This is a genomic window from Croceicoccus bisphenolivorans (genome assembly GCF_001634625.1).
Taxonomy (GTDB): domain Bacteria; phylum Pseudomonadota; class Alphaproteobacteria; order Sphingomonadales; family Sphingomonadaceae; genus Croceicoccus; species Croceicoccus bisphenolivorans.
Genome location: NZ_LRSE01000001.1, coordinates 207,709 through 224,188, shown reverse-complemented (window position 1 = coordinate 224,188; position 16,480 = coordinate 207,709). Strand labels below are relative to the sequence as shown.

Genomic DNA, 16,480 nt, shown 5'->3' with positions numbered 1-16,480 from the left:
TGGCACTTTGCTGCACTAGCGAAGATCAAGATTTCGACAAGCATGGTTCAAATCCTCTGCGTTGTGATGACGAACGCGGACCAGATCGGGATTTCGCATGACACATCAGCCGAAAATCAAGAGCTTGCTCGTTGCCAATCGGAGCGAAATCGCGATCCGCGTATTCCGCGCCGCCAACGAACTGGGTATCCGGACCGTCGCCATCTATGCGGATGAGGACAAGCTTTCGCTCCACCGCTTCAAGGCGGACGAGGCCTATCTGCTGGCCCATGGGCTGGGGCCGATCGCGGCTTATCTCGATTGGCGGCGCATTATCGAGATCGCAAAGGAACGCCACGTCGATGCGATCCATCCGGGATACGGTTTCCTGTCGGAGAACCCGGATTTCGCGGAAGCCTGTGCGGAGGCCGGTATCGTCTTCATCGGCCCTTCGCCCGAAACCATGCGCAGCCTGGGCGACAAGGTCTCGGCCCGCCACATCGCCGTTGCAGCCGATGTTCCGGTGGTTCCGGCAACAGAGCCGCTGCCCGATAACGATGACGAAATCCGCAAGCTTGCGGCGGAGATCGGCTATCCGCTGATGCTGAAAGCCAGCTGGGGCGGCGGCGGGCGCGGCATGCGTCCGATCGAGGACGAGGCCGGATTGCTGGAAGCCGTAGGCTCCGGCAGGCGCGAGGCGAAGGCCGCCTTCGGGCGCGACGAGGTCTATCTTGAAAAGCTGATCCGCCGCGCACGCCATGTCGAGGTGCAACTGCTGGGCGATACGCACGGCAACCTGTTCCACCTGTTCGAACGCGATTGTTCGATCCAGCGGCGCAACCAGAAGGTGATTGAACGCGCCCCCGCACCCTATATCGACGAAACTACGCGTGAGGCGCTTTGTGCCGCGGCGCTGCGGATCGGGCAGGCAACCGGCTATGTCGGAGCGGGCACGGTCGAGTTCCTGATGGATGAGGAAACCGGCGCCTTTTACTTCATCGAGGTCAACCCCCGCATCCAGGTCGAGCATACGGTCACGGAAATGGTCACCGACATCGACATCGTGAAGGCGCAGATCCGGATCGCGATGGGCGGCCGGCTTGGCGTGGTGGAGGAAACCGGCGTTCCGGCGCAGGACAGGATCGAACTGTCCGGCCATGCGATGCAGTGCCGCATCACGACGGAAGACCCGGAAAACAACTTCATTCCCGACTATGGCCGGATCACGGCCTATCGCGGGGCCTTCGGCTATGGCGTGCGCGTCGATGGCGGCACGGCCTATGCCGGCGCGGTCGTCACGCGGTTCTACGATCCGCTGCTGGAAAAGATCACGTGCTGGGCGCCCAATGCCAACGAAGTGGTCGCGCGCATGCTCCGCTCGCTCAGCGAATACCGCATTCGCGGCGTGGCAACGAACCTTGCGTTTCTGGAAAACGTGCTGCGCCATCCGGACTTCGCGGCGAACCGCTATACCACCAAGTTCATCGACGATACGCCGGGGCTGCTGAAATTCGGCAAGCGGCGGGATCGCGCGACGCGCCTGTTGACCTACATCGCCGATGTCACGGTCAACGGTCATCCCGATGTGAAGGGCAGGGCGAAGCCGGCTGCCCACGCCTTGGCGCCCAAGGTGCCGCCGGTTTCCGGCCCCGTGCCGGACGGTACCCGCCAGATCCTCGAACGCGAAGGTGCGGCGGGCCTTGCCGCATGGATTCGCGATCAGAAGCAGCCGCTTCTGACCGACACGACGATGCGCGATGCGCACCAGTCGCTTCTGGCAACGCGCATGCGCAGCGCCGACATGATCGCCGTTGCCGGAAGCTATGCCCGCATGGTGCCGCAACTGCTCAGCCTCGAATGCTGGGGCGGGGCAACGTTCGACGTTTCGATGCGCTTCCTGCAGGAAGACCCGTGGGAACGTCTGGCGGCGATCCGCGAGAGGGCACCCAACCTATTGACCCAGATGTTGCTACGCGGGGCCAATGGCGTCGGCTACACGAACTACCCCGACAATGTCGTGCGCCACTTCATCGGCCGGGCAGCAAAGGGCATCGATATCTTCCGCATCTTCGACTGCCTGAACTGGGTGGAGAACATGCGCGTTTCGATCGACGCCGTGGCCGAAACCGGCAAAATCGCACAGGGCGCGCTCTGCTATACCGGCGACATTCTCGACCCCGATCGCGCCAAGTACAGCCTTGCCTACTACGTCGACCTTGCGCGTCAGCTTGAGGCGGCGGGGTGCCACATGCTGGCGGTCAAGGATATGGCGGGCCTGTTGAAGCCGGCTGCGGCAAGGGTTCTGTTCAAGGCGCTGCGAGAGGCGACCGATCTGCCGATCGCGCTGCACAGCCACGATACCTCCGGCGCTGCGGCGGCAACGCTGCTTGCGGCTATCGAAACCGGCGCGGACAGTGTCGATGCGGCGATGGACGCGATGTCGGGCACGACGTCTCAGCCGTGCCTTGGCGCGGTGGTAGAGGCGCTGCGCAACACCGACAAGGATACCGGCATCGACCCGCGCGCCATTCGCGAACTGAGCTTCTATTGGGAAGCGGTGCGTGCGCAGTATGCCGCGTTCGAAAGCGACCTGCGTTCGGGCGCGTCGGAAGTCTACTTGCACGAAATGCCCGGCGGGCAGTTCACCAATCTCAAGGAACAGGCCCGCAGCCTTGGCCTCGACACGCGCTGGCACGAAGTGGCGCGGGCTTATCATCAGGCCAACAATCTTTTCGGCGACATCGTGAAAGTCACGCCGTCATCGAAAGTCGTGGGCGACATGGCGCTGATGATGGTGGCTCAGGATCTCAGCCCCGAAGACGTGCTGGATAGCGGACGCGACATCGCGTTCCCCGCATCTGTGGTTGAAATGCTGCGCGGCGATCTCGGCCAGCCGCCGGGGGGATGGCCCGCCGATATCCAGAAGCGCGTTCTGGGTGACGAAACGCCGATCACGGTGCGCCCGGCCAGCCTGCTGGGAGAGCAGGATCTTGAAGCCACGCGCAAGACTGCCGAAAAGCAATGCGGCCGTTCGCTGAGCGAGGACGAATTCGCCAGCTACCTGATGTACCCCAAGGTCTTCACTGCCTATGCCGACGCGCATCGCAAGTATGGGCCGGTCTCTGCGCTTTCCACGCCGGTCTATTTCTACGGCATGCAGCCGGGAGATGAGGTGAACGTAGAGATCGAGCAAGGCAAGACGCTGGTCATCGGACTGACCGCGATCGGCGATACCGAAGATGACGGGACGGTCCGCGTTTTCTTCGAACTGAATGGGCAGCCCCGCATCGTTACTATCGCGGATCGCAAGGCGAGTGCGGGGCGGGCAAGCCGCCGCGTGGCCGATCCGGCGAACGAACAGCATGTCGCCGCCCCGATGCCGGGTTCTGTCGCGGCCGTTTCGGTCCAGCAGGGGCAGCCGGTAAAGGCTGGCGATCTCCTGCTCACGCTGGAGGCGATGAAGATGGAAACCGCGATCACTGCGCCACGCGACGGCCAGATTTCTGAACTGAACGTAAAGGCGGGGCAGGAAGTCGAGGCAAAGGAACTGCTGGTGGTGCTGGGCTGACAGGCCGGGCCCGATTACGGGGCCAGCCTCATGGCTTGAGCAGAACGCGCCCGAACGGGTGGTTGTTCGCAACAAAGGCATGTGCGGCAGCGGCATCGGCCAACGGGAAGATCCGTTCGACCGGCATCTGCAACATGCCCCTTGCCATCCGGCGGGACAGGCTGGCGATCAGATCGTGGACACGCGGAAGGTGCATTTCACCGCCGAACGACACCGCGTGAACAGTTGCCGCCCGGCGGATCAGTTCGAAGAAGCCGAACGAAGGCAATGTGCCGGTCGATGCGCCGATGACCACATAGCGGCCGCGAAATCGCATGGCCTGCAATAGCGTGCCGACGGAATGGCCGCCGGCCATGTCCAGCACAATGTCGACGCCCTTGCCGCCGGTCAGTTCAAGGCAGACTTGTGCGATATCCTCGCTGCGATAGTCGATGCCGTGGTCCATGCCGAACGGTTCGATCCGGGCCAGCCTCTGCCGCCCCGACGCCGTGCCGATAACGCGCGCACCGGCCTGTGCGGCAAGCTGCACGGCGGCAAGTCCAACCCCGCCGGCCGCGCCTTGCACCAGTACCGTTTCACCGGGTTGCAGCCTGCCATATTCGAACAGCGCGTCGCTGGCGGTGCCGAATGCGACCGGTATGATGGCGGCTTGCTGCGTTGGAAGTCCGTCAGCGATCGGATAAACGTACTTTTCTGGCGTGGCGAAAAATTCTGCATGGCTGCCGTGCCAGTTGAACGCGACGACCCTGTCTCCGGGTGCGAACTTCGTGACCTGTGCACCGACCGCTTCGACCGTTCCGGCGGCCTGATAGCCGGGTATGAAGGGCACCTTGCGGGGCGGCGTAACGCTGCGGTTGAGCAAGTCACCCCCTTCGATGCTGACGTATTCGACGCGCACGACCACTGTGTCCGGCCCGGCGTCCGGATCGGGCAATTCGCCGTATTGCAGAACTTCGGGACCGCCGTTTTCCTCATACCAGATCGCTTTCATGCCTTGGCGGCCTCCATCCGCCCGGCGATGTCCTTTCTCAGCAGGTCCTTGCGGATCTTGCCCGACGCTGTGCGCGGAAAGTCATCGACGAACTCGAAGTGTTCCGGCGTTTTCTGTTTGGCAAGGCCGCTGGCCTGCACATGCGCGCAAAGCGCTTCGGTAGACGCGGGTTCCCCAACGCTGATGATGTAGGCGCAGACCCCTTCGCCCAGCCGTTCGTGCGGCATGGCCACGACGCTGGCATCGCGCACTTGCGGATGGGTGCGCAGGACATCCTCTATCTCCACCGCGCTGATATTTTCGCCGCCGCGGATGATGAGGTCCTTCTTGCGACCGGTGATGGTGACCGCGCCGTTCGGAGATAGTGTGCCCAGATCGCCGGTCTTGAAATAGCCCTCTGCATCGAAAGCCGCCGCGCTCTGTGCTTCGTCGGCATAGCCCAGCATCATCGACGGCCCGCGCGCGAGTATCTCCCCCTCGGTGTCGCGGGGCAGGGCCTTGCCGTCGTCGTCGACGATCTTGACCTCGTAATCGACGACTTCGCCATCGGTCGTCGCTGCCAGCGTTTCGTCCTGCGGCCAGCCGAACGTGACTAGCGGCACCTCGCTCGCGCCGAACACGCGGAAGGCCCGCAGGTTGCCGAACGCCGAATTGGCCGCCGGGATCAGGTCCGGCGGGACCGCCGCGCCGCCGCAGGCGAAGACCTTCATCGACGGCAGCCGTGTTCCGGCGGCGCGTGCCGCGTCGGCCAGTTCGACAAGGAACGGTGTTGCCGCGACCGTGCCGCTGACGCCATATTCCTCGATCAGGGAGAGCGCGTCCTGCGCGTTCCACGCCTCCATCAGCACGACCCGCGTGCCGACGATCAACGGACATTCAAGGCCATTGGCATAGCCGGAGATATGCGTGACGGGAGAGGGCATGATCATCGTCTCGCCCGCGCCGATGCCCCAGTGCGCGTAACTCTTGCGCACGATGTTTTCCAGCGTTTCGTGGCTGTGCAGAACGCCCTTGGGGCGGCCCGTCGTGCCGGATGTGAAAAGCACCATCTTGACCGAGCCGGGATCGACTTTGGGAGCAATATCGGCAAGCGCGCGGCCTTCCTCGACCAGTGCGGCGAGATCGTTCGCGCCGTCACCGCGCACTGTGAAGACGTGTTCGAGATCGGGGAGCTTCGGGCTTAGCCGTTCCGCCATTCCGGCGAAGTCGAAACGGCGAAAAGTGGTGCAGGTGAAGATGGCGCGGGCGCGGCAATCGCGCAGCATCAGCTCGACTTCGGCGTCGCGGTAGATCGGGACGATCGGGTTTACGACCAGCCCGGCCATCGCGCAGGCAAGGTTGAGAACGCCGGCCTCGTGCCAGTTCGGCGTCTGGAATGCGACGACATCGCCGGGCTCCAGTCCCTTGGCGGCCAGAGCATTGGCCAGCGCCTGTGCATCGGCAAGCCATTCGGCAAACGTCAGCGAGCGGACGCCATCGACAAGCGCCACGAAATCGGGGGCCGAAGCGGCACGCTCGCGCGCCAGATCCGCGATCGTCTTCCCGCCCCACTGGTCCGCAAACCGCGCAAGGTGCGGTGGCGGAAGGTCCAGCCAGTTCCACGGCATTTCGAGTTTGGCCATCTTCAAGCTCCTGTTCCCCGAACGTCTTGTCGCGGGATCGCGCCGCCGCTGCCATTGGCGAAAGTGGTAGGGCGCACGCCTGCGGCACAGGAAATTCGGGATAACACCTGTCACCTTGGGCAGGTTGTAGCGGCCCGCGCAACCATGCAGCGTGCAAGGATTGCACATCAGCTCGCGCAGACGCGCGACGACACGATTCTTGGGAGAGAACCACGATGGATCGCGCAGCGCGCATCGGGCAGCTTGGCGACGTCGCCGAAGTCATGCTCGGCTATGTCGAGAACAAGACGACGTTCCAGGGCGAGGGCACACTGAAAGTGCCGTCCGCATCCTACTGCGACGAGGATGTCTACAAAAAGGAGATCGACCTCGTTTTCAAGAAGCTGCCGCTGATGCTGGCCTTCACTGCCGAAATGCCGAACCCCGGCGATTACAAGGCGATGGAAGCGGTGGGCATGCCGGTTCTGATCACCCGCGACAAAGATGGCACGGTCCGCGCGTTCCTCAACGTATGTTCGCACCGAGGCGCGCCGGTGGCAGAGGAAGGCTATGGCAACTGCCCGCGCTTTACCTGCAAGTACCATGCGTGGACTTTCGGGCGTGACGGCAAATTGATCGGCATTTCCGAACGCCAGACCTTCGGCGACGTCGACAAGTCCGAACGCGGTCTGCGCCAGCTTGCCTGCGAAGAGCGGGCGGGCATGATCTTCGTCTGTCTCGACCCCGAGGGTTCGTTCGACCTCGACGCCTATTTCCGCGGCTACCTCGGCGATTTCGAGGATCTGGGCTTCAAGGACTGGCACTACGTCGGCAACCGCACCATCCACGGCGCCAACTGGAAGATCGCGTTCGACGGTTACCTCGAAGGCTATCACTTCCAGTCGCTGCACCCCGAAACGATCTTTCCGCGCACGCCGTCGAACACGATGCACTACGAAGGCTTCGGCCCGTCGATGCGCATCGGTTTTCCGCAGCACGAGATAAAGGACCTGCTGAAGGACGTGTCGCGCGAGAAATGGGGCACGCGCGAAAACTACGGATACGACTTCGTGCGCATCCTGTTTCCGAACGTGTCGATCTTCGTCGCGCCGGAAATCACGCAGGTCGCGCAGCTCTTCCCCGGGCCGACGCCCGACAAGAACCGCACTGTCCTGAATTACCTTTGCCGCGAAGCGCCCAAGACGCCCGAGGAAGAGGAAAAGCTGCAAGGCATGGCGACCTTCTTCCGCGACGTGACTTACGAAGAGGATTACGTCATCGGCATGGAGATCCAGAAGGGCCTGGAATCCGGCGCGCACGAGGAGTTGATCTTCGGCAAGAACGAGCGTGGCAACCAGTACTTCCACGAATGGCTGAACTGGTACCTTGCAGAAGACCCCTCCGCCCCCGAACCGCAAATGTAAGGGGGCGGGCATGTCCGTCACGCTGCTGTCGATCTTCCGCCGCCGCGAAGGCATGAGCCACGGCGAGTTTGTGGACTATTACGAGGCTTTCCACGCAAAGATCGGCGAGAAGGTGCTGGCCGGATACGCCACGCGCTATGTGCGCCGCTTCACCACGCCGTTCGCGCAAGAAGCGGGGCTTAGCGATCCCGACGTGGTGATGGAAATCGAGTTTCCGGACGAGGCGACGATGCAGGCGTTCTTCGCCTCTATCGCCGACGATCCGGAAACCGCAGAGATGATCCGGATCGACGAGGACAAGCTCTTCGATCGCGGCTCGATGAAGGTCTATCGCCTCGACGAGCGGATTAGCGAGATGCCTCCTGTCGGGTGAGGGCTGACGGTCACGGCGGGCGGATGTGCATTGCGCCATCCGCCCGCTGAGGCATTGGCGCCCGATCAGTCCCGACGTTCGTGGAAGATGCGGTATTCGCGGCGGGTGAAGACCCACTTGCCGTCGATCTTTGCCAGCCGGTCTTCATAGTGACCGTTGGTGTGGACGGTCTCCCCCGTTTCGGGGTGCTGGTAGATCTCCATCGTGAAGGTCGTGGCGAGCGCCTTGTCCCCGTCGATCTCGATCCGGCCCGGATTGGCGAGATAGACCATCGGGCGGGTCATGTCGTCTAGGCCGTAGACCTCCATCGATCCAACCCACGCTTCCACGATCGCCTTCTTGCCTTCGAACCCGCCAAGGTCGGGGTATTCGGGCAGCGCCCAATAGGCGTCGTCGGCCCATGTCGCGGCCCAGACTTCGGCGTCCTTGGTCATGACGCCGTAGGCGTACGTCTCCATCACCTCGCGGATCGCGATGCGATCCTCGAGCGGTCCGGTAAATGCCATTGTCAGGTCCTCCTCAGAGCGGGTGCGGCTCGCCATTCCATTTGAAGAAGCCGCCGCTGTCCTCGACAGTCAGGCGGTCGGTAAGCGCGGTGATGCCCGCGACGCTTTCTTCCGTCGTGATGTCGGCATCGGGGCCGCCCATGTCGGTCTTCACCCAACCGGGGTGGAGTGAGATAAGCGAGATGCCGCGATCCTTCAGGTCGATCGCCATCGAACGGGTCAGGGCAACGAGCCCCGCCTTGGTCGCGACGTAGACGTAGAAACCGCCATAGGGCCAGGTTGACGCAGCAAGCTGGCTCGAGAAGTTGATGACTTTCGAGCCTTCGCCCATCTTCGGCAGGAACGCCTTGGTGATGGCGAAGGGCGCCTTCAGCATCACGTCGATGGCAAGGTCCCATGCATCCCAGTCGGTATCGCCTTCCAGCTCGCCGCTGATGGGGCCGGTGACGCCCGCCACGTTGTAGAGCACGTCGACGCTGTCACACGGAACCGCAGCAGCAGCTGCCGGAATGCCGGCAAGGTCGGCTGCATCCAGCTTGTGAACGCTGACCGCGCCGTTCGACCCGTCGGCAAGCGCCGTGAGGTCTTCGGACTTTGCCGTATCGCGGACGAGGGCAAAGACACGGTCGCCACGTTCGGCGTGCGTGCGTGCCAGTTCGAGGCCGATGCCGCGACCAGCACCGGTGATGATTACATTAGCCATTTCAGGGCCTTCTCCCTTCGATCCAATCGTTCAGTACTTCGTGGAAGAAGCGAATGCGTGTCTCCTGATCAGAGAGATAGGCATCCTTGTAACCACGTGAATGCATGCCGGCCTGCATGTTTTCGGCCAGTTCCATGTCCTGGTATACGATCTGTCCGGCAAGTTCGGGAATGCCGCGACCGCCGTCGAACACGCGGTGTTCGCATTCGGCAACTTCCTTCAGCGGCTTGCATCCGGCCATGATCGATTCGACTTCGGTCTGCCCGTCGACAGGGAAGGCCATGCACCACAGGTCGAAGTAGCACTTCTCGGGGTCCGTGGCGTGCGGTTCGGACCTGAAGAAGACGAGGTTGTCGGGCAGGAAGCTGATCGTCACGTTCGGGAACATGACGGTGTGCGGGCTGTCGGTGATCTCCTCGTCGTCCATTTTCTCGTAATGGACATAGCCCTTTTCGCGCCAAAGCTTCTGCTTGGCCGCCTTCAGGTCCTTCCAGCCCTGCATGGCGAAGTCTTCGTAGGTCGCGTAGCTCTTGGGATCGATGTCCCACTTGGCAAGCTCGGCCTCGAACATCGCGTTGCCGCCGCCTTCGGGACGATCGGAGAGCGAGGGGCGCATCGGCTGGACCGTACGGCCATGGCCTTTGGGCCACATCTCGTGACGCGCGGAATCAACGTCCTGGTCGATCCATGGCGGAACCTGCGGGTGGGCGGTGCGGGTGTGGTAGCTTTCCGAGAAGTTGTCGGTGACGAACTTCCAGTTGGCGTTGATCTCGATCCGGTACCACGCGACGCGAACGGCGGTGTCCATCGGGTAATTGCGATAGAGCGCGGGCATGGGTTCGAGGAAGTCGGCGAGCGAGACACCGTCGGCGTCCATGGAGTACCAGACGAAGCCGCCCCACGTGTCGCAGCGGACTTCGTTCAGGCCGATCTTGCCGCAGGGGTTGCCCCGGCTGAAATCGACATCGGCGTCTTGTGCATGGATCAGCTTGCCATCAAGGCCATAGCGCCAGCCGTGGTAGGGGCAGTTGAACGCCGCGACCGAGCTGGAATCGTCGACCATGCGCATGCCGCGGTGGGCGCAGGAATTGTAGAAGGCGCGGACCGATCCGTCTTCCTGGCGGACGGCGATCACCGATTCCTTCATGAAATTGTGAACGAGGAAGTCGCCCGCTTCGGGAATGTCCGCGGTCCGTCCGGCGATGTGCCAGATCTTGGTCCACATGTGGTCCCATTCCTTCTGCGCGAATTCCGCGCTGAAGTAGCGGTCACCGGTAATCTTGTCCCCGCGAAGGTTCGACGGGTCGCGGCCGTCCATCGGCGTCGGAACGGCAGTCTGCTTGTTCATCGGGCCTCTCCCAATAGCCATTTGCCGGCGATGGTGCTCTTTGGGTTGGCGGCTCTCAACTATCACATGCGCTAGAAAACAGGCAGATCGACCTGTTTTATGGGTTGGCCGCTTCGGCCAGCCGCATCACGACCCCGACCAGTTCGTCCTGAATCAGCCGGACCCGTTCTTCACCAAGTGTCGAACCGTTGATCAATAGCCCCAGTTGCAGGGCCTGCGTAAAGTCGCTGGCCAGCCGCATCAGTTCGGGTGCGTTGCGCCATTGCGGGAAGGCGTGATCCATCTCTTCCAGCCACACTTCATCATAGCGACGGGCGGCGGGATCGAACGCCTCTGCCAGTTCGGCATCGTTGCGGGCGGCAACGGCAAGGCGCAAGTAGGCCTCGAATTCCCGGCTCTGGACTGAATGCCAGTGCAATTCCACTGCAAGAACATGGGGTTGGACCGTCTTGTCTCCGGTATCCAGCACTTTCAGGCGGGCGACGAAATCGTCAAGAAAATGCCGCATCCGGCGATAGAACACATGTTCGATCATCGAGCGGACAAGCGACATCCTGTTCGGGAAATGATGGTGCATCGCGCCGCGCGAAACGCCGGCGCGGCGGGCCACGTCGTTGGTGGAAAGGCCGGCATATCCGCTCTCGACCAGGCTGGCGACCGCCGCATCGAGGATAGCCTCGCGCGTCAGCGAACTCTTGCGCTGCTGCCAGCGTTCGAAATCCTCCGGCCCGCCGCTGGGGCGGATCTTGCGCAGGGCGCGATCCCTGCGCGGCTCAAGCTCTTTTCGTGCAACAGACATCGGTTCAGGTAACTCCGTGCGCGGCCCGTGCGCACCCTATCCTTTCATGCAGTAGCCCTTTTCGACCGGCTGCGACACAAAAACCGACAAGGTTGCCGGTAAATGGCGCCACGGGTCGAACGCACCCGTCCGCAAGAACATCAGGCGGACATGAGGGAGAGAGGGAAAATGGCACTGCTTCACAGGTATCTTGCAAGTGGCGCGATTGCCGCGCTGGCCATTTCGGCCATGCCTGCCTTTGCGCAGGATGAGGCGCCCGCGGCGGAAACGGGCCTGGCCGAAATCGTCGTCACCGCGCAGAAGACTTCCCAGTCCATTCAGGACGTGCCCATCTCCATCACCGCGGTTGGCGGCGAACGTCTTTCCGACATGCAGGTGACGACGCTGCAGGCGCTGCAGGGCTCCATCCCGAACGTCCAGATCGACAACTTTGCCAATACTCCGAACAACGCGGTCTTCACGATCCGCGGCATCGGCGTCATCGAGCCCGATCCTTATGCCGGTAACACCGTGTCGATCGTGGTCGACGGCGTGCCGCAGTTCTTCTCCATGGGCGCGCTGCTCGATACCTATGACGTGCAGCGCGTGGAAATCCTGCGCGGCCCGCAAGGCACGCTGTTCGGCGCGAACACGACCGGCGGCGTCGTCAACGTCGTGACCAACCAGCCGACGGGCGAGTTCGGCGGCTACATCAAGGGCACCTACGGCAACTGGGACAGGTTCGACCTGTCCGGCGCGCTGGAAGTGCCACTGGCGGAAGATCTGGCTTCGTTCAAGATCGCCGGTATCCATACGCAGCGCAGCGGCTGGGTCACCAACGTCTATGACGGTTCGGACATGGGTTCGAAGAATGTCGATGCCGTCCGCGGGCAGCTTTACCTGACCCCTTCGGCGGACCTGTCGATCACGTTGCAGGGCGAATATGTCGGCGCGCGTAACGGCGCACCGGTGGTCGTAAACGGCGGCTTGCCGGGCGAGGGCAACTATGTGGAGGCGGGCACGTTCTGGAACGGTTCCGTCCTGCCGCAATACGAAAGTCCCTGCGCGGTCGAAGGCCAGCCCTGCGTGGCGCCGGACAAGTATTATTCGGGCAACAACGAAGTGCCCGATATCTCGAACATCGACACCTATTTCGGGATCGCAACGATCGAGCTGGCCAATACCGCGATCGGCAACATTACCGCGATCACCGGCTACAAGAAATTCACGCAGTTCGAATATACCGACCAGGACGGTACGGCGAAGACCAACAACGCGACCCGCCGCAAGACGCGCGGCTGGCAGTTCAGCCAGGAACTGCGCACCGCATTCGAAGCGAGCGACGCGATTTCCGGCGTGGCGGGCGTTTTCTACATGAAGACCCATTACGACCATTACCAGATGTACCACCTGGACTTCGCGTTTCCGGGCCTGAACCAGTTCAACACGCAGGATCAGGATACCGAGAGCATGTCCGCCTTCGCGCAGACATATGTTCAGGTCACCGACCGGCTGAAGGTGTCTGCCGGTATCCGCTATACGCATGACAAGATCGATGCGACCTCGTTCCTCGACTATTCCTACGGCTTCGTCCCGCTCACCGATCCCGACTTCCGCGGGCCTGACAACGACCGTGACGTCACCATCCTGCTCGACAGCAATTTCGATTTTGCCGGGCTGGGCGACTATGATCCGGCACTTTACCAGTATGACCTGACCCAGCCGCTTGGGGACGGACAGGCCTATTATGGCTCGATCCTCGTCTTCCCCGATTCCGCGATCACGGTCGGCGGCAAGACGAGCTGGGACAACGTCGGCTGGAAGCTCGGCCTCGACTACGAACTGGGCGACGATGCCATGGCCTATGCCAGCTGGTCGCGCGGCTTCAAGTCCGGCGGCTATACGGGCCGCATCGGCACTGCGGCCGACGGCGACACGCCCTATGATCCGGAGGAAGTCGACACGTTCGAAGTGGGCGTGAAGGCTGATTTCCTGAACCGCACGATCCGCACCAATCTTGCCGCATTCTACACCAATTATCGCGACATGCAGATCGCGCAGATCTACTTCGATCCCGACACCAACGTGCAGGGCAACCGCATCCTCAACGCCGCGAAGTCCGAGATCAAGGGTTTCGAGCTGGAGGCGCAGGCCGTGCCGGTCTGGGGCCTTACCCTGCGCGGTTCGCTGGCCTACCTCGACGCGACGTACAAGAACTTCATCTATGGCGATCCCGTCAGCGGCGAATTCTACAACCTGAAGGGATACCGCCTGCAGAACGCGCCGGAATGGCAGGCGATGCTGGGCGTGAACTACGACTACGAAATGGGTAGCGGCGACCGGATCGTGGCGGACGTTTCGTGGATGTACACCGCGGCCAAGTACTACACCGCGATCCTCGATACGCCGCGTTCGCTGGTTCAGCCGACCTACCTCGTCGATGGCCTGCTCACCTATCACGCGCCGGACGACCGTTGGTCGGTGGGCCTGTGGGGCAAGAACCTGTTCGACAAGCGCTACATTTCAACCGTCTACGACTCCCCGGGATATACTGGGATCGTCGGCTATGCCCCGCCGCGCCAGTACGGCGCATCGGTACAGTTCAACTTCTGACCGGACAGGGGGCTGCGCGAACCTCTCTTTCGCGCAGCCCCCGTTCAGCATTCGAACCGGCAGCATTCAAGGAAGACAAACATGGGCAAGATGGATGGCAAGGTCGCACTGATCACGGGCGGAGCATCGGGCCTTGGCGCAGAGGATGCCCGCGTACTGGCGCGAGAGGGCGCAAGTGTCGTGATTACCGACATCCAGAGCGAGGTGGGCCGCGCGCTGGCCGATGAAATCGGAAATGCGCTCTACCTCGACCATGACGTGCGTGATGCCGGACGATGGGCCGAAGTCGTGGCCGAGACCGTGCAGCGGTTCGGCAGGCTGGATACACTGGTCAACAATGCCGGGCTGGTGAAGTTCGGCACTGTAGAGGAGCAGGGTCCGGAGGATTTCCGCCTGCTGGTCGACGTGATGCTGACCGGAACGTACCTCGGCTGCCAAGCGGCGATCCCGCACATGTCGAAGGACGGTTCGGGATCGATTATCAACATTGCCTCCGTTGCGGGGTTGAAGGGGATCAGTTCGATCCCCGCCTATTCCGCGGCGAAGGCGGGCATCATCGGCCTGACACGGTCGGTCGCGGTGCACTGCCGCGAACTGAACTATCGCATCCGCGTCAACGCCCTTGCCCCCGGCGGCATCGTCACGCCCATGACGGCGCAGGCATTGGCCGAGTTGCCCGAAGGAAGCGCCGGACTGGAGCAGACCGTGAACCACGGCATGGGGCAACCCAGCGACATCGCGAACATGGTACTGTATCTTGCCAGCGACGACGGGCGCCACATCACCGGCACCACGATCACCATCGACAACGGCGAAACGATGGAGTGAGCGACATGTCCGAAAGCCTGCTTGCCGATACACCCGCACATGTCGATCCGGCGCTTTTCGCCGACATCGACATCTATGCCCCCGACGGGCAGGCAAAGGACTATCATCGGGCTTGGGCAAGGTTGCAGGAACGCCATCCCGAAATCGTCTGGACGCCGCGCAACGAAGGGCACTGGATCGCTCTTGGCGGAGAGGCGCTGGCCGAAGTGCAGTCGGACCCTGTGCGTTTCAGCAACCGGGTCATCGTCCTGCCCAAGTCGGTGGGCGAGCAGCACGGATTGATCCCGACCACGATCGACCCGCCCGAACATCGCCCCTATCGCAAGTTGCTGAACGACAGTTTGCGACCGGCTGCAGTGCGCGGGCTGAAGGAATCTATCCGCGAAGTCGCGGTCGACCTTATCGAGACATTCCGCGCCAAGGGGCGGTGCAACTTTACCGAGGAATATGCCCGGATCTTCCCGATCCGCATCTTCCTTGCCCTTGTCGGCGTGCCGCAATCGGATGCGGAAAAGATCCGGCACTGGGCATTGTGCATGACCCGCCCCGATGGCGACATGACGTTCGAAGAGGCGAAGGCTGCCTTCTACGATTACGGCGATCCGCTGGTCAGGGAACGCACGGCCAATCCCGGCGACGACATGATCAGCAACATGCTGAAGGCGGGGCTGGATGACGGGAAAGGCGGCCAGCGCCCGCTGACCTATGCCGAAGCGCTGGCCATCGTGACCCAGTTGCTGATCGCGGGCGTTGATACCGTGGTCAATTTCCTTGGCTATGCCATGCTGGCACTGGCCGGATCGCCGCAGTTGCGCCGCCACATGCTGGCCCATCCCGGCGGCACGATCGCGGCGGTCAACGAACTGTTCCGGCGCTTCGGCCTTGTCGCTATCGCGCGCGAGGTGCGCGACGACATCGTGTTTCGCGGCGTGACGATGAAGGCGGGCGACATGGTCGCGATCCCCACGGTCGTCCACGGCATCGATCCGAAGGTCAATCCAGACCCGATGACCATCGATCCGCAGCGCCGCCGGCCCGTGCATTCGACGTTCGGCAGCGGTCCGCACATGTGCCCGGGGCAGGAACTGGCCCGCGCCGAAGTGGCCATCACGATCGAGGAATGGCTGAAGCGCATTCCCGACTTCCGCGTCGCTGCCGACAGCGACCTTACCAACGTCGGCGGGATCGTCGCCTGCGTAAACCGGCTCTGCCTTGAATGGGACACCTGATGGCCACTGCGACATTCGATCTCGAAGCGGAAATCCGCGATCTGGCCGCCCGGCGCGACATCGCCGATGCCACGCACCGCTACATGCGCGGGCTGGACCGGATCGACCGCGACCTCCTGCTCAGCGCCTTTCATGCCGACGCGCTTGTCGACTGCGGCTTGATGCAGGGCGATCCCGACGCTTTTGCCGACTTCGCGCTCGGTTTCCTTGGCGACATGAACGGCACGCATCACATGCTGGGGCAGGTCCGCATAGAGATGACCGGCGCTGACTGCGCGCAGGGCGAGTGTTATTTTCAGGCATTCCACGATGTCGGCGACGAAGCGGGGCAGGCGCGCGACCTGTTCATCGCAGGCCGCTATATCGACGAGTATACCTGCAGGAATGGCGAGTGGCGCATCGCGAAGCGCGCACTCATAACCGACTGGGTTACCGACCATCCCGGCAGCCGCGCCTTCTTTTCCGACAACCCGCAGGCGGGACGAGGACAGAGGCATGGCGCCGATTTCAGCCAGACGCGAAACCGGTCGGCCTAGAGA

The 16,480-nt window shown here is 62.6% G+C and carries 13 protein-coding genes; 7 read left to right on the top strand and 6 right to left on the bottom strand.

Annotated features, from left to right (window positions below; all coding sequences use genetic code 11):
- Nucleotides 1–97: 97 nt before the first annotated feature.
- Complete coding sequence (locus A7A77_RS01085) at nt 98–3,547, top strand: pyruvate carboxylase (RefSeq protein ID WP_066552320.1); 3,450 nt, start codon at nt 98–100, stop codon at nt 3,545–3,547.
- A 28-nt stretch (nt 3,548–3,575) separates the two neighbouring features.
- Here A7A77_RS01085 and A7A77_RS01080 read toward each other — a convergent pair whose 3' ends face one another.
- Nucleotides 3,576–4,538 carry a quinone oxidoreductase family protein gene (locus tag A7A77_RS01080; RefSeq protein ID WP_066552316.1) on the bottom strand — a complete coding sequence of 321 codons (963 nt, stop codon included), beginning with the start codon at nt 4,536–4,538 and terminating at the stop codon, nt 3,576–3,578.
- Nucleotides 4,535–6,160 carry an AMP-binding protein gene (locus tag A7A77_RS01075; protein WP_066552313.1) on the bottom strand — a complete coding sequence of 542 codons (1,626 nt, stop codon included), beginning with the start codon at nt 6,158–6,160 and terminating at the stop codon, nt 4,535–4,537. The genes A7A77_RS01080 and A7A77_RS01075 overlap by 4 nt, the downstream gene beginning before the upstream one ends.
- A gap of 215 nt (nt 6,161–6,375) precedes the next feature.
- On the opposite strand from A7A77_RS01075, the gene A7A77_RS01070 reads away from it, so the two are divergent.
- Entirely contained in the window at nt 6,376–7,563 is a 1,188-nt protein-coding gene (locus A7A77_RS01070) for an aromatic ring-hydroxylating oxygenase subunit alpha (protein ID WP_066552311.1), read from the top strand.
- Nucleotides 7,564–7,573: 10 nt separating this feature from the next.
- Nucleotides 7,574–7,936, top strand: coding sequence for an EthD domain-containing protein (locus tag A7A77_RS01065; RefSeq protein WP_066552307.1), 363 nt, complete (start codon nt 7,574–7,576; stop codon nt 7,934–7,936).
- Between the two features lie 65 nt (nt 7,937–8,001).
- On the opposite strand, the gene A7A77_RS01060 is transcribed toward A7A77_RS01065, so the two are convergent.
- The 4 genes from A7A77_RS01060 to A7A77_RS01045 form a co-directional block, all read right to left on the bottom strand.
- Entirely contained in the window at nt 8,002–8,442 is a 441-nt protein-coding gene (locus A7A77_RS01060) for a nuclear transport factor 2 family protein (RefSeq protein ID WP_066552548.1), read from the bottom strand.
- Nucleotides 8,443–8,455: 13 nt separating this feature from the next.
- A complete protein-coding gene (locus tag A7A77_RS01055; protein ID WP_066552305.1) occupies nt 8,456–9,145 on the bottom strand; it encodes an SDR family NAD(P)-dependent oxidoreductase in 690 nt (229 codons plus the stop codon).
- Nucleotide 9,146: 1 nt separating this feature from the next.
- Nucleotides 9,147–10,493: an aromatic ring-hydroxylating oxygenase subunit alpha gene (locus tag A7A77_RS01050; RefSeq protein WP_066552304.1), complete on the bottom strand. Its 1,347-nt coding sequence runs from the start codon at nt 10,491–10,493 to the stop codon at nt 9,147–9,149.
- Nucleotides 10,494–10,590: 97 nt separating this feature from the next.
- Nucleotides 10,591–11,292 carry a TetR/AcrR family transcriptional regulator gene (locus A7A77_RS01045; RefSeq protein ID WP_066552301.1) on the bottom strand — a complete coding sequence of 234 codons (702 nt, stop codon included), beginning with the start codon at nt 11,290–11,292 and terminating at the stop codon, nt 10,591–10,593.
- A 168-nt stretch (nt 11,293–11,460) separates the two neighbouring features.
- Here A7A77_RS01045 and A7A77_RS17385 point away from each other — a divergent pair, with 168 nt between their 5' ends.
- The 4 genes from A7A77_RS17385 (at nt 11,461) to A7A77_RS01020 (ending at nt 16,477) form a co-directional block, all read left to right on the top strand.
- Nucleotides 11,461–13,884: a TonB-dependent receptor gene (locus A7A77_RS17385; RefSeq protein WP_245638343.1), complete on the top strand. Its 2,424-nt coding sequence runs from the start codon at nt 11,461–11,463 to the stop codon at nt 13,882–13,884.
- An 81-nt stretch (nt 13,885–13,965) separates the two neighbouring features.
- On the top strand, nt 13,966–14,712 hold the full coding sequence (locus A7A77_RS01030; protein ID WP_066552299.1) for an SDR family oxidoreductase: 747 nt from the start codon (nt 13,966–13,968) through the stop codon (nt 14,710–14,712).
- A gap of 5 nt (nt 14,713–14,717) precedes the next feature.
- Nucleotides 14,718–15,941 carry a cytochrome P450 gene (locus A7A77_RS01025; protein ID WP_066552543.1) on the top strand — a complete coding sequence of 408 codons (1,224 nt, stop codon included), beginning with the start codon at nt 14,718–14,720 and terminating at the stop codon, nt 15,939–15,941.
- Nucleotides 15,941–16,477, top strand: a complete 537-nt coding sequence (locus A7A77_RS01020) for a nuclear transport factor 2 family protein (protein WP_245638342.1) — start codon at nt 15,941–15,943, stop codon at nt 16,475–16,477. Before A7A77_RS01025 ends, A7A77_RS01020 begins: the two co-directional genes overlap by 1 nt.
- Nucleotides 16,478–16,480 lie beyond the last annotated feature (3 nt).